This is a genomic window from Hylemonella sp. W303a, from assembly GCF_046452315.1.
Lineage (GTDB): Bacteria > Pseudomonadota > Gammaproteobacteria > Burkholderiales > Burkholderiaceae_C > Hylemonella.
The window spans coordinates 400,568-414,138 of the sequence record NZ_JBKFDG010000001.1 but is presented as its reverse complement, the minus strand read 5'-3'; the positions used below and the strand labels follow the sequence as shown (position 1 = coordinate 414,138).

Annotated in this window: 10 protein-coding genes; 4 read left to right on the top strand and 6 right to left on the bottom strand. The window is 61.8% G+C overall.

Annotation, left to right across the window (positions count from 1 at the left end; all coding sequences use genetic code 11):
• Positions 1-915: 915 nt before the first annotated feature.
• Together ACLBKS_RS01900 and ACLBKS_RS01895 are read right to left on the bottom strand one after the other, a co-directional pair.
• Positions 916-2,277: an SIR2 family NAD-dependent protein deacylase gene (locus ACLBKS_RS01900; RefSeq protein WP_410191096.1), complete on the bottom strand. Its 1,362-nt coding sequence runs from the start codon at positions 2,275-2,277 to the stop codon at positions 916-918.
• Positions 2,278-2,717: 440 nt separating this feature from the next.
• Positions 2,718-4,052 (bottom strand): PLP-dependent aminotransferase family protein, encoded by a 1,335-nt coding sequence (locus ACLBKS_RS01895; RefSeq protein WP_410191095.1) that lies wholly within the window; start codon positions 4,050-4,052, stop codon positions 2,718-2,720.
• 92 nt (positions 4,053-4,144) lie between these two features.
• Here ACLBKS_RS01895 and ACLBKS_RS01890 point away from each other — a divergent pair, with 92 nt between their 5' ends.
• From ACLBKS_RS01890 to ACLBKS_RS01880, 3 genes are all read left to right on the top strand, one after another.
• Entirely contained in the window at positions 4,145-4,741 is a 597-nt protein-coding gene (locus tag ACLBKS_RS01890; RefSeq protein ID WP_410191094.1) for a DJ-1/PfpI family protein, read from the top strand.
• Between the two features lie 494 nt (positions 4,742-5,235).
• Positions 5,236-7,509 carry a catecholate siderophore receptor Fiu gene (locus ACLBKS_RS01885; RefSeq protein ID WP_410191093.1) on the top strand — a complete coding sequence of 758 codons (2,274 nt, stop codon included), beginning with the start codon at positions 5,236-5,238 and terminating at the stop codon, positions 7,507-7,509.
• Between the two features lie 84 nt (positions 7,510-7,593).
• The gene (locus ACLBKS_RS01880) at positions 7,594-8,298 is read left to right on the top strand and encodes a Fe2+-dependent dioxygenase (protein ID WP_410191092.1); all 705 of its coding nucleotides are present in this window, start codon (positions 7,594-7,596) and stop codon (positions 8,296-8,298) included.
• Between the two features lie 39 nt (positions 8,299-8,337).
• On the opposite strand, the gene ACLBKS_RS01875 is transcribed toward ACLBKS_RS01880, so the two are convergent.
• Positions 8,338-8,994 (bottom strand): TetR/AcrR family transcriptional regulator, encoded by a 657-nt coding sequence (locus ACLBKS_RS01875; RefSeq protein ID WP_410191091.1) that lies wholly within the window; start codon positions 8,992-8,994, stop codon positions 8,338-8,340.
• Positions 8,995-9,071: 77 nt separating this feature from the next.
• Between ACLBKS_RS01875 and ACLBKS_RS01870 the strand changes: the two genes are divergently transcribed.
• Entirely contained in the window at positions 9,072-9,578 is a 507-nt protein-coding gene (locus tag ACLBKS_RS01870) for a hypothetical protein (protein ID WP_410191090.1), read from the top strand.
• On the opposite strand, the gene ACLBKS_RS01865 is transcribed toward ACLBKS_RS01870, so the two are convergent.
• From ACLBKS_RS01865 to ACLBKS_RS01855, 3 genes are all read right to left on the bottom strand, one after another.
• Positions 9,565-10,677, bottom strand: a complete 1,113-nt coding sequence (locus ACLBKS_RS01865) for a DUF1513 domain-containing protein (RefSeq protein WP_410191089.1) — start codon at positions 10,675-10,677, stop codon at positions 9,565-9,567. The genes ACLBKS_RS01870 and ACLBKS_RS01865 overlap by 14 nt on opposite strands.
• Before the next feature lie 142 nt (positions 10,678-10,819).
• Positions 10,820-11,950, bottom strand: a complete 1,131-nt coding sequence (locus tag ACLBKS_RS01860; RefSeq protein WP_410191088.1) for an imelysin family protein — start codon at positions 11,948-11,950, stop codon at positions 10,820-10,822.
• Entirely contained in the window at positions 11,950-13,569 is a 1,620-nt protein-coding gene (locus ACLBKS_RS01855) for a di-heme oxidoredictase family protein (RefSeq protein WP_410191087.1), read from the bottom strand. The genes ACLBKS_RS01860 and ACLBKS_RS01855 overlap by 1 nt, the downstream gene beginning before the upstream one ends.
• Between the last annotated feature and the right edge of the window lie 2 nt (positions 13,570-13,571).

The window sequence follows — 13,571 nt, the reverse complement described above, 5'->3', positions numbered from 1 at the left end:
GAACAAGCTATTGAGCCAAAGACCTGAATATGAGAGCTGACTTGAGAGCCAAGTTGAAGGCCAAACGCTTAACGCTGCAATTGGGGCGATAGGGACAAACACCAGAGCTCAACGAGCGCGCGGGTTGCGACCGGCGATGCCCCATGAACCAATGCTCGCAAGCGAGAGTGCCAGAGGGAGAGCTAAGCCGGTCCCGGATGCCCAGAGCTCACCAAAAGACACTTTTCTTCCGCCGACCGTCCAATCGAACAAGGGGACAACGAGGAAAAGGAGAAGAATTGGGGACGCAACCATGGCGCCCCGGCACAAGACCTTTAACAGTCGAGGAAGGTCTTGTGTGTTGCTCCAGCGTTGAAGCAGGACGTTCATGATGGGGATTGATACCTAATGTTTGAAGTGAATCGCTCTAGGTTGGCCAGACGCTTTCGACCCATACCGGGCGGGCGCCAGCTTAGATAGCTGATGCTCAACGTGCGATCTCTGCGGACGGCAAAGCCGTCCGCAGAGAAAAAGTTGAAGCGCATGTCAGCGCAGGCGTGTGCCATCTGGGTTGATCTCAACTTCACCCTGCCTTCTTGGAAGAACCGATTATTTTGAGTCATCTCGTAGAAAAGAACCCCGTGGATCCGATCCATTTCAACCTTGGAACTCTACGCTACTAAACTGCGGCGAGCGCATGGTCTAACCACGCCTGTCCTGCGTTTGCTACCACTTCGTCAATGAACACCACATCTTGACCGGCCAGAAAGATCATTGCGAACTCCTTATCGGTCTTAACACAGATGTCGTAAGCCGCGTTGACCGCGCCGTCGATGACTTAGATGTTCTTCATGCACTTCAATGTAGAGCTAACCAGCGTGCACAACTCAATCTCGTAGCGTCCAGCGACCAAAGGGGGTGACGGTAAGCGCCATGCTATACGTCGATGGTTTTCGCTAACCGTTCAACATAGTTGTAGCCATGTTGATCTGCAATGCTTCTAAGCTCCGCAACAACCTCCTTTGACAACTCTTTCTTACGTTTTTCCCAAGTCCTCTTCGCTGACCAAGACTTGCCGCCTTCATCGCCGACGTAATAACCTACTCGCTGGAGGCCATAGGCCGCCGTTTGAAACAGCGCTGGTGGAAAGCGGCTGATCGGGAAAGAGGTCAGAATATCCAGAATAAGCTTCAAGTTCTGGTTGTACCCCTCGAAGGCACCATTCGGCGCAGAACGCGTCCAAGTCTCATCAATGCATTTATTTAAAAAAGAGACAAATCCTGAAATAAGGTGAATGTTGAATTTTGAAAGAACAGTCAGTATCTCCTCCCGAAACTTTTCGTCATCAATGAACTTTTCAATCATGACGCCGTCAGGCTCATCTAGCTTTTTTGCCAGTTCTTCCAGATCCTTCCGCTCCTTATCCTTTTCTTTCAAATCCACTTCGCGAACATCAATAAACTCTTCAAAAAATTCAGAAATTTCTTCTGTTTCTAAAATTATGATTCCATTCTTATCTCTATACGGTTTTTCCTTCGGATTATCTTTTCGGAGAACTTGTATGACATCGTTTGGGTAGGTCGCTCCACCGCCTTTAAATACATTTTTCGACCAATCGATTGCAGTAAGTACGTTTACATCACCTAGGCCATAGCCTACGAGCAAAGTTGTCGATTCCCGAATAGTTAACGCCAGCTTGATTTGTCTATATTCACTCGGCCGAAAAAGAGAAACATAGTCTTCTTGAGAAATAATGATTTCTTCTGGGTTCGTCCTTAGACCATGAAGATGGAATACCGGGATTACGCCAGTTGGTGACGAGAGAGAATCATTTGGACCTAGAGGGATCGATCTTCCGGTCAATAGACTCTCTATTACCATGTCGTAATTTGTCGTGATGATCCACGATGGAGATAGGATCTCAAGATACTTTGAGAACTCCTCCCTTTTTTCTTTGTCGGGATACCAACTGGTCAGCGCTGCAATTTCTCTTTTCAGTATGCTCAAAGAATGCGTGTAGTCGCACCTATTATGTTCCGCATGTAGCTTGCAAATAGAAGTGGCAATTTCCGGATAGCCAACCCCCGTCTTCGATATAGCACCATAGTCAACGCCGAGCTTGCCTGATGCTTTCTCTAGGAGCTCCCCCCAGGACAAGGCTATTTCATTGATTTCGTCGTTTAGGACTGCCTTTGAGAAGCCTGCGCCGATGAAGGCTCCGAGGTTGCCATAACTAGCGGAGTCGGAAATAAACCTTAGGGCTTCTTGGCGAGTAGGACTCTCAGTTAGACGGAGCACAGTAGTAATTCCCTAAATTGAATAACGTTTGAATTCAGCAGCGGCCGAGGGTTCTCCGCTGGAATGAGGGGTTGGTCGGTGTCATCTATTACACGGCTCTTTCGAAGAGTCAATGGGCATAAAAAACGGAGAAAACCGTTTATCCAACATCCGCTTTGCGCATCCAAAGCCATCTTCCGCTTCTGGCCGGGAAAAGCCGGTCCGTTGCTGAAGGACTGTGTCCATCCACGGCCTGAAGCCGTGAATTCGCACGTTTGCAGAGACTGCGTTGGCTCAGATTGCGCAAGCGTGAACAGGCAACGCACCGCCAGCAAGCCATTGACCCCAACTCATAGATTCATCGCCCCTAGGTGCGCGGGACTGGCCAGACGCAGCAGGCCAAGGAATGTTGTCGTCGACTCACAGCCTCCGCCAGCCACCCCCACGCGTTTCAATCACCCTCATACCCCACTCAACTCCACCACCTCCCGCACCCGCTGCAAGGCAGCGCGCAGCATCGACAGGTCCACGGAACCGAGGGCGAGGCGGATGGCGTGGGGCACTGGCGCGGCGGTGCAGAAAGGCTCGGCCGTGGTGACCGAAATACCTTGCGCCAATAGCGCGCTGGCCACCCGGTCGGCGCGCGCGCCTTCGGGCAGGGGCAGCCACGCGAAGTAAGAGGCGGGATGGGCCTCATGCGGCAAGCCGTGCAGGGCTTGGGCGACGAGGGCTTGACGTTGTCGGGCGTCCTTGCGCTTGGCGACTTCCAGCGCGTGCACCGTGCCGTCGTCCAACCAGCCGCAGACCAGGGCCGTCATCACGCTGGGGGTGTTCCAGGTGCTGGCCCGGATGGCGCGCTCGATGCGGGGCACCCAGGCCTGTGGGGCGGCCACGTAACCCACGCGCAGGCCCGTGGCGATGTTCTTGGAAAACCCCGAGACATGCACCGTTGAATCGGGCGCCAAGGCGGCCAGGGGTGGCGGCGCGTTCTCCGCCAAGAAGGCATAGGCGGCGTCTTCGATCAGCAGCAGGCCGTGCTGTTGGGCCAGGGACGCCAGCTGTTGCCGGTGGCCGAGGCCCATCACCCAGCCCAGCGGGTTGTGCACCGTGGGCTGGACGTAGACGGCGCTGACCCGTCGTTGCCGGCACAGGCGCTCCAGGGCATGCAGGTCCAGCGCGTCGCCCTCCGCGGGCACGGCGAGCAATTCGAGCCGCAAGAGCTCGGCCAGCACTTTCATGCCCGGATAAGTCAGCGCATCGGTCGCCACGACGTCGCCAGGTTTGAGCAGCGCCATCGCGACCACGGTGAGGCCGTGCTGAGCGCCGCTGGTGATCATCACCTGGCCCGCGTCGACCTTGAGGCCCTGGCCTGCCAGATGGCGGGCCACGATCGCGCGTTCATGCGGGCGCCCGCCGTGCGGCTGGTAGCGCAGCAGCGCATCCAGGTCACCCGACACAGCGAGTTGCTTCAGAGCGGCGCGCAGCATCTCGGCCTGCCCGGGCAAGGCCGGGTAGTTGAAGCTGAGGTCCACCATGTCGCTGGCCACGGTCTGCTGGTCGATGCCCAAGCCCTCGGGCAGGGCCACGTCGCGGACAAAGGTGCCGCGCCCCGTTTCACCGATGACCAAGCCCATGGCTTCCAACTCCGCGTAGACGCGGCTGGCGGTCACCAGCGCCAAGCCGTGTTTGGCCGCCAGGGTGCGGTGGGTGGGCAGGCGCGTGCCGGGCGTGAGCTTGCCGCTTCGGATATCGGCGGCCAAGGCATCCACCAGCGTCTTGTATCGGGCTTGTCCCATGGCGCAATGTATCCATGACAATTATTTGATTGTATTGAGTTGAGCTTATACGATGCCCACCTCCATCACTGCGCGCAGCGTCAGGCTTCACCATGCACATCGCCATCCTCACCTTCGACGGATTCAACGAACTCGATTCACTGATCGCTCTGGGCATCCTCAACCGCGTCAAAAAGCCGGACTGGCGCGTGTCGCTCGCCTGCCCCACGACCTATGTGAAATCGATGAACGGCGTGGTGCTGGAGTCGCAGATCACCCTGCGCGAGGCCTCCGCGGCCGACGCGGTGATCGTGGGCAGCGGCATCAAAACGCGCGAGGTGGTCGCTGACCCGGATTTGATGGGGCAGATGAAGTTCGACACCCAGCGCCAGCTTCTGGGTGCGCAATGCTCGGGCACCTTGGTGCTGGCCAAGCTGGGCTTGCTCGACGCCGTCCCCGCCTGCACTGACCTGACCACCAAGCCCTGGGTGGAGGAAGCGGGCGTGGATGTCTTGAACCAGCCCTTCTTCGCCCGCGAAAACGTCGCAACCGCCGGGGGCTGCCTGTCGTCCCAATACCTGGCGACCTGGCTGATCGCGCGCCTGGAAGGGGTGGAAGCGGCGAAGAGTGCCATGCACTACGTGGCCCCTGTCGGGGAAAAAGAAGCTTACGTCGAGCGGGCGATGCAGAACATCCAGCCCTATCTGTAAGCGGATTCTGTAAGCGCTACCTTTAAGCGCTATCCATAAGCGCTATCCATAAGCCCTATCCGTAAGCCCTATCCGTAAGCCCTATCCGTAAGCCCTATCCGTAAGCCCTATCCGTAAGCCCTATTGGCCAGCCCGGTGCAGGCCAAAGAGCGGCCCACCGTCCATCGCGCCAGGGCGCGGAGGTTCAGAGCCTCCAGCGCGGCTTGCCCGCGCCCTGTTGCCCTAAGCCAACAATCGAAGCCTTTGAGAAGCGCCCAAACGGCGCCCTCGGCCCGATCGCCTCACTTTGTGTCGACATAAGTTAAAAAAACTTTGACACATCTTAATAAAAATAATTATCATTTGTTCGTCGATTGTGTCCTGCCTCAGGAATCCTGCTTCCTACCAGTCGCCCGTCCTCACCCGCATGCCGCGTTCCGGGACGGCCCCAGGAAGCCAGCTGCAATTGACGCAATCTGAAATCCAACTGATCCCAGCGACGGAGCATCTTTTTCATGGCGTACATCAAGAGCCGCAAGCACGGCCAGTCTTCTTCCCCCGCGCCCCTGCGCACCAACCTGATCGGCGCCGCCGTGCTGGCGACGCTGGCCCTGCCTGGGGGCGCTCAAACCGCGCAAAGCGCCGGCACGCTGCCCTCGGTGACCGTGAAGGACACCGGCACCGCCGAATACAAAGTCGAGACATCGGCCAACCCGAAGTACACGCAACCCCTGCTGGACACCCCCAAGACCATCCAAGTCATCACCAAGCAGACGCTGGAAGAACAAGGCGCCGTGACCTTGACGGAAGCCCTGCGCAACACCCCAGGCATCACGATGCAGTTGGGCGAAGGCGGGAACACCTCCGCTGGCGACACCTTCCAATTGCGCGGCTTCTCCCTTCAGCAAAACACCTTCGTGGATGGCATCCGCGACTTGGGCGCCGTGACGCGTGACACTTTCAATCTGGAGCAGGTGGAAGTGGTCAAGGGCGCGGCCGGCGCCGAAACCGGGCGCGGCGCCGCTTCCGGTTACCTGAACCTGATCTCCAAGCAAGCCCATTTGGGTGACGACAGCAGCGGCACCCTGACCCTGGGCACCGCCGAGAAAAAGCGCGCGACGGTGGATCTGAACCGTCAGGTCGGCGATACCTCGGCCATCCGCATCAACGCCATGGCGCAAAACAGCGGTGTGGATGGACGAGACGAAGTCGAGAACAAGGGTACGGGCCTGGGGCTTTCGCTCGCCACCGGCCTGGGCACACCCACGCGCCTTTATCTTTACAGCCAGCACATCCGCCAAGACAACGTGCCGGATGGCGGCATTCCAACCATCGGCATGCCGGATTACTACCGTGCGACGGCCACGGGCACCAACGCGGTCACGCAGGCGCAGGCCAACGCGATGAACGCGGGACGCCGTGTCGACACCGAAAACTTCTACGGCAGCAAGGACGACTACGAAAAGGTGACGGCCGACATGGTGACCTTCAAGGTCGAGCATGACCTCGGCCAAGGCACCACGGTGCGCAACATCACCCGCTGGGGTCAGAACGAGATGGACCGTGAAATGACGGGCGTGGGCGCAGTCACGGCCCCCACCGCGACGGTGAACGACTCTTCGACTTGGACGGTGGCACGTTCGCACCAGAAAACTGACCAAGTTAACACCATCCTCGCGAACCAGACCAGCTTGAACACCGCTTTCAATGCACTCGGACTGGAGCACAGCCTGGCCGTCGGTGTTGAGCTGATGAAGGAAGAACAGGAAAGCTACAGCTTCACCGCCGTGGGCACCACGGCCGCGGCCAATCTGTACAACCCCAATAAGAACGACACCTTCTCCGACTTCACGAAGAACGTGAAGACCACCGGCGAAATGAGCACCGTGAGCGTCTATGCGTTTGACAACGCGAAGATCAACGAGCAGTTTGCGATCAATGCCGGTTTGCGCGTGGACCGCTACGACCTCGTCACACGCACCGACGCTGCCGATGGCACGAAAACCAAGCTGGACGATGAAGATACCCTGCGGAGCTGGAGCGTCGGTGGTGTGTACAAGCCGCTCCCAGATGGCAGCGTGTACGTTTCCTACGCTGACTCCCAGACCCCGCCCGGCGGCAGTAACCTCGTGCTGAGCTCCACGGCGACCAACCAGGCCAACCCGAACATGGACCCGCAGACGACGCGCACGGTCGAGTTGGGAACCAAGTGGGACCTGCTGGACAAGCGTTTGAATTTGGCAACCGCTGTTTTCCGTTCCGTGAACGACAAGCAGACCACCATCGACCCGATCACCAACGCCACGGTGCAGGAGGGCAAGACCCAAGTGGAGGGTGTTGAATTGGCTGCGGTGGGTCAAATCACCAATTTCTGGCAAGTCACGGCGGGCATCGCCAAGACCGAGACCAAGGCGATTGACCAACGCTCTGGGACCAATGGCGCGACGGTCAACGAAACCGTGCGCTGGTCACCCGACGTGACGGCAACGCTGTGGACGTCCTACCAAATCAGCAAGGCAACACTGGGGCTGGGCACGCGCTACGTCTCCGAGCAAAAACGCGTGATCACCAAAGGCACGGATTTGTCCACGCAAAACATGCCTGTCATTCCCTCCTACTGGGTGTCGGATCTGATGGCGGCCTATCAAGTCAGCAGCAAGCTGAACGTGCGACTGAACATCTACAACCTGTTCGACGAGGAATACATCAGCACCTTGAACAACAATGGCTCACGCATGACTTTGGGAGCGCCGCGCTCCGCGACCGTCACGGCTTCGTACAGCTTCTGACGATCTGAAAATCACCGCGAGTTTTCACTCATGACCTTGAGGCCCATCAAATCGATGGGCCTCTTTTTGCTTGAGAATCCCGCCATGTTGTTGCACATCCCCAATGTTCTGACCCAAGAGCAAGTACGCAGCCTGCGCGCCGCCCTCGACCAAGCACTGGATGCTGGACAGTGGGTTGACGGTCGCGCCTCCGTGGGCGATCAGGGGGCCAAGGTCAAACAGAATCGGCAGCTGCCCGAGCACTCGCCGCTCGCGCAGCAGCTCGGTGCGGTGATCCTGGACGCCCTCAAGAAAAATCCGCTGTTCTTCAGCGCCGCGCTGCCTTTGCGCTTTCTGCCGCCGATGTTCAACCGCTACGAAGGCGGCGAGCACTACGGCATGCATGTCGATGGCTCGGTGCGCTATGCCCCGAACGCCGCGTTCCCTGGCGGTCTGGCGCTGCGCACTGATCTGTCTTGCACGCTCTTCCTTTGTGAGCCCGAGGACTATGAAGGCGGCGAACTGGTGGTGGCCGACACCTACGGCGAGCACGAGGTCAAGCTGCCCGCGGGCGACCTGATCCTCTACCCCTCCAGCAGCCTGCACCGCGTGGAGCCCGTCACGCGGGGCGCGCGGGTGTGCTCCTTCTTCTGGCTGCAAAGCATGATCCGTGACGACAGCAAGCGCGCCCTGCTGTTCGAGCTGGATCAGAACATCCAGAAACTGCGCGCCCGCCTGGGCGACTGCGAAGAGACGGTGAGCCTCACTGGCAACTACCACAACCTCGTACGCCTCTGGGCCGAGGTTTGAGAGCGGGCGCGCGACACACAGACAGCCAGACTCACTCTGTCAAGCCGGATGCACACCGACAGGCGTTGATGGGCTGCAAGCCTGAGTCAAACCGTCCAAAAACAAATCAAGGGACGTTGCCGCGCTGTCCATCCACGGTGTGTGCTCAGGGGACGTGTCTTGCACGCGCCCGATGCTGAGCAGGGTGGCCAGGCCATGCACCATGGCCCAACAAGCGTGGGCTGCGGCATGTGCATCTCCCGCGCGGAATGGCCCGAGGCGCTGCCCTTCCTCCACCAAATCGCGCAAGACCACGAACAAGGCAGCGCCAGCCGCCGTCAAGGCTGGGCTGGCCTCGGCCTGAGCCACGGCGTGGAACATGTGGATCAGCAGCTTGGGCTGTGCTAAACCAAAGCGCACATAGGCAAGACCACAGGCGCGCAAACGCTCGCGGGGCAAGTTGCCGGGGGCGATCGCTTGCAAGCAAGCCTGACGCAAAGTCTCGAACCCGTGCAAGGCCACCGCGTCCAGCAAGGACCGCTTGTCGGAGAAATGCCGATACGCGGCCGTGTGCGACACCCCCATGGCCTTGGCCATCTCCCGCATCGACAGGGACTCCAAGCCATCACGCTCGAGCTGCTCTAGCGCGTAGGACAGCACCGCTGTTTTCAAATCGCCATGGTGGTAGCTGGCATTCATGCCTGGACTGGACTTCATTCCAATTCAACCCAATATTGACAGTGGAAACATTTTAACCCTAGAATGTTTCCGCCGTAAACATTGGACATCTCATCATGATTTTTTTCATATTGATCTCACTGGCTTCCCTGCTGGCAGGGCTGATTTCTCGCTTGACACACCGTCGTTTGGACTTGCGTGGCAGCATGCGTTGGGGCATGGCGCTCGGCTTCTTCTTCACCGGCGTGGACCACTTCGTCAGTGGCGCCACGCGGTATGCCCCGATGCTCCCAGCGGCCCTGACCGAGCACGCGCTCTTCTGGGTGTACCTCACAGGTGCGGCAGAGTTGCTGGGCGCCGTGGGTCTGCTGGTACCCGCGCGTGTCTTTGAACGCTTGGGTTTGCCCAATCTTCAACGCCAAGCCGGCATCTGGCTGGCGGTGATGTTGCTGTGCGTGGTGATCGCCAACATCAACGTCGCGCTGCAGGGACAAACCGTGCAGGGTTTGGAGTTTGGCGCGTGGTACTTCTGGATTCGCCCACTGCTCCAGCCGGTGTTCGTGCTCTGGGCGCTGTACTGTGTGGGCGTCTGGCCCTGCCCTGCCAAGCTCAAGACGTCTTGACTGCCAACCAATGGTTGTCCCAGTGCCAATCGGCCAGCCCCGCTTGCGCGGCAACGAGGTTCTGGATTTGAGGATGGGGCGTGCCCGCTCGCACGCGCAAGATGTCGGGTTCCCCGCCTAGCAAAATCTGTTGGTCTAAGGCCGCGAGCGCATAGGCGCCGGGAAAGCGCAGTGTTTCTCGCCAACGGCCCTTGGCATCGAACAGGGCCAGGGCGTCGGCCCGCACGCAGCTGACGGCGAAACCGCCGGGTTCCCCCGGCTCGGCACTCGGCCAGGCGACGATGTCGCCGCCGTAGCCTTGCAGCGCGGGCTGCCCCTGCGGCAGCGGTTCGGCGGGACGCACCTCGCGGCCGTCCCAGACCGCCAGCACGGGCGCGGCCTGGCGGACGAGCGGGTCCGGATGTTCGGCCTGCAGCGCGATGCCCAAGCGGCCGGAGTGCGTGTCGAAGGCCAGATGGCGAATGCTGAGGTAGGGGTCGGCCAGGCGCCATTGCCCGAGCAACTCGCCCGTGCCTGGATGCAGCGCCACCAGCGAGGCGTCCATGCGCTGCTGCTTGAGGCGTTGGTCCAACAGCTTGGCGCGGCCCGTCTCGGGCAGCGTGGGTATGCCCCCGTTGGCCACCATCAGCGTGCCCGCGGGGAAACGACCCACGGCGCGTGGGAGGGCCAGCAATTGGTGCGGGTCCCGGCCATGCGTGGGCCATTCGTCGCGTTTTTCCAGGGTCTTGGCGTCGCGCACACCCAAAAGCCCCTGGCCATCTTCCAGCTCGGTCTCGGTGGTCCACAGCGTGTCGGGTGTTAGGACGCTGGGGTCCGACGTCATCACGTGGCCGTTGAAGCGGCGGTCGTCCTCGATCCACCGCCATTGCGTCGTGCCCTGGCCAGTCGCGTCACGCCCAGGACGCCAACGCAGCAGCCAATCGCCAGGCCGACGCGCGACGGCCAGACATGCGCCATCCGACTCGAACCACAGTCCATGGGCGCGCGTGGGCAAGGCCAGGTGTTGGCGCATTTGCCAGGACGCGTCGTTCAGGCCCACCCAGCCGATGAATTCCTGGGCACCATGCCGCCACGCGGCGAGCAAGGTCGCTGCGTGCACGGCGGACGAGGTGGGGGGCCTATCATCGCCGAGACTAGCCCCCATGCCCCATGTCGGGCTCAACACCGAGCTCAACGCGGTGCCGAGCAAGACTTGCCCACTTGAGCGCAGTAGCAGACGCCGCCGCATGTGAGTGCGGCCTTCAGTCGCCGTCGGCGTCCGAAAAGCCCAGAGGCACGTCCAACGCGGTGGCGACCTGCTGCTGGTAGAGCACGGTCAACTCCTTGAGCTTGCGTGTCGCCGCCTCCAACTCTTTGGGGTTGTAGGTCGCACTCAGTCCAGACATCGCGGCGTCGGCAACGGTGATGGCCTGTCGCCAGCGCGCGGCCAACTGAACCTGACCCTTGCCATAGAGCAAGGCTTCGATGGGCACGAAGTCCTGGCCCGGCACGGGCGGGGCGGTCTGCGGATCGCCCAGCAGCGCCTGGGCGCGCAAGCTCTCCCACTGCGCGCGCCAGTCGGCCAGGTTGTCAGCCCAGTCCTGGCGCGGGAACGCGGGCGGCTTGCCCGCCGTCTGCGCCTTCACCAAGGGCTGCTCCATTTGGAGCCAGCGCAGGCGCTCCAGCCCCCCCAGCCACTGGTTCACCCATTCGGCGAACGCCGCGCCGGTCTGCGCGACCCGCGCTGGAGCGTCAGCGGACTCTTCGTCCACCTGCCAGTTGCGCTGGACCAGAGCAGCAAATTCGGCACGCAAGGCGCCGGCTTCGGCGGCGATGCCTTGGGCCACGAGCACGGCATAGGCGCAGCGGCCACGGTGGGCCTCGCCTTGCAGGCCAGCGGCCGGGGACTCGGCCAACAGGTATTCGAAGCCCGCGAAGCCCTTGGCCGGCGTGCCCACGCGCGCCATGTCGGCGAGCTCACGCGGCGTGCCCTTGAGGGCCTTGTCGATCAGATTGGGGCGCACGGGCCAAAAGTCGATCTGGCGTTGGCTGCGCCGCTGCAGCAGCGGACCGACGGCGGGCGTGGCCAAGGCCTGCCAGCGCAACAAGGTCTGCTGCCATTGAGTGTGCAAGGCGTCCTTGCCGATGCGGGCCTGGCAATGCGCTTGCGTGGCCTGCACCAGGGCCTGCGCGGAAACGTCGAAGGCCTGCGCGCGCGGCGGCAGTTGGCGGGCATACAAGCCCGTCAGTGCCTGCTCGGCCGTGTAGTATGGAAAGGCCAGGCGCGACGCGGTCTGGGCGCTCGCGATTGCGACCAAACCCAGCCCCGCCGCGCAGGCGAGCGACACCCGACGCAGCCCACGCAGAGAACGCCAGCCCGTGGGCACCTGCATCACAAAGACTCCAGGAAGGCCACGAGCGCGGCGCGCTCTTGGGCGCTCATCTTGAGCACCTCTTGCTTGCTGGCCTCGGCCTCGCCGCCATGCCACAGCACGGCTTCGAGCACGCCGTTGGCGCGGCCATCGTGCAGCAAGCGCTGGTGGCCGTTCACGTCGCGGATCAGACCGATGCCCCACAGCGGCGGCGTGCGCCACTGACGGCCGTTGGCCTGAAAGTCCGGCCGCCCGTCGGCCAAGGCTTCGCCCATGTCGTGCAAGAGCAGGTCGGTATAAGGCCAGATGCGCTGGCCTTTGAGGGACGGACTGGCCAAGCGCGGGAAGCCGCCCGCACCGCTGCTGTCTTGCGTGGACGTCACGTAACTGGGCCGATGGCACACCGCGCACTGAGCTTGGTGGAACAGGGCCTGGCCTTGCTGCACTTGCAAGTCATTGACGCGGCGGCGCGCGGGCGGCGCCAGGGTCGCGGTGTAGAAGATGACCTGGTTCAGGGTTTGATCGTCGATCTCGGGCTGCTCGGGGCTGGCCTGCGCCGCGGTCAGCAAGACGGTGGTCTTGCGGCCGCTTTGCCGGTCCGTGCCCTTGCCGCCGCCATGCGCTGCCTGCAGGCAATCGGCCTGCGCGGCCGTGCAGGCTTCGCGCCAGTTCACGCGCGAAGTGATGCCGATGTCGCCCAGGAAGGCGCCCGCGGTTTGGTGCGCGACGCTGCCCACATTGGCCTTCCAACCAAAGCGGCCCAGCACTTCTCCACCCGCGCCTTGGTTCGCGAACGCGTCCCACACCCGGTTGGGCTGGCCCTTGATGGCGGCGGTGAGCGGCCCGTTCAAGGCGGCTTGCGCGCGCGCGTTGGCCAGGATGTCCGCCTCTGGGATCGCTTCCAGCAAGCCCATGCCAATCACCTGCGGCGCGACGCGCGGGCTCACGAGCAGGTTCGGCGCCATCGGCCCGTAGCCCAGGCGCGTGATGCGGTAGATCGGCTGCTGCAGGGTGTGCGTGCTGCCGTCCGCGAAGCGAACTTCGATCGGCTGGCTGCGAATCTCGATGTGGCCTTCGGGCTTGACGCCTTGCACGGCGGCCGTGCCGAGCTGGTCGCCATACACCGGGTCGGGTACCACGCCATGCTGCGCATCGGGTTGGCCCGGGATGGACAAGCGCAGCAGCAGGCCGACGCTGGTTTCGGCGTCCGCGCCGGGCAGCAGGGTGCGTGCCCAGTCGGGCGGCGCGCTGCGACCGTCCAGCGCGTGACAGCCCGCGCAGGACCGCGCGATGAAATGCGGGCCCAGGCCGTCACGCGCCTTCGTCGAGGCCGGTGCTTCGACCCAATTGCGCTTGAAGAAGGAGTTGCCGATGACGAAGCGCGTGCGCTCCGCGTCACTCAGGTTGGCCAGAGGAAAAGAAAACGCGTTCTGGCCCGTGGCCCAGACCGTGCCCTTGCCGGCGGTTCTTTCGCTGGCGGCGCGCTCGGCGGCGTCGGTCGGCGGGTTGGGCTCCGGAGCGCGCGTCTGCGCCAGCAGCGCGGAGACCGCCAAGGCGCCAGGCACCGCCACGACCAAACCGGCGGCCACGGCGCGCAGCCGCGCAGACCGACGCGCCGTCTTGTGTTCGAACTGGGTCATGA

Excerpts from the sequence above, each read along its gene's own strand:
- ACLBKS_RS01895 (WP_410191095.1), bottom strand. The coding sequence starts at position 4,052 with ATGGGACAAGCCCGATACAAGACGCTGGTGGATGCCTTGGCCGCCGAT.
- ACLBKS_RS01890 (WP_410191094.1), top strand. The coding sequence starts at position 4,145 with ATGCACATCGCCATCCTCACCTTCGACGGATTCAACGAACTCGATTCA.
- ACLBKS_RS01885 (WP_410191093.1), top strand. The coding sequence starts at position 5,236 with ATGGCGTACATCAAGAGCCGCAAGCACGGCCAGTCTTCTTCCCCCGCG.
- ACLBKS_RS01880 (WP_410191092.1), top strand. The coding sequence starts at position 7,594 with ATGTTGTTGCACATCCCCAATGTTCTGACCCAAGAGCAAGTACGCAGC.
- ACLBKS_RS01875 (WP_410191091.1), bottom strand. The coding sequence starts at position 8,994 with ATGAAGTCCAGTCCAGGCATGAATGCCAGCTACCACCATGGCGATTTG.
- ACLBKS_RS01870 (WP_410191090.1), top strand. The coding sequence starts at position 9,072 with ATGATTTTTTTCATATTGATCTCACTGGCTTCCCTGCTGGCAGGGCTG.
- ACLBKS_RS01860 (WP_410191088.1), bottom strand. The coding sequence starts at position 11,950 with ATGCAGGTGCCCACGGGCTGGCGTTCTCTGCGTGGGCTGCGTCGGGTG.
- ACLBKS_RS01855 (WP_410191087.1), bottom strand. The coding sequence starts at position 13,569 with ATGACCCAGTTCGAACACAAGACGGCGCGTCGGTCTGCGCGGCTGCGC.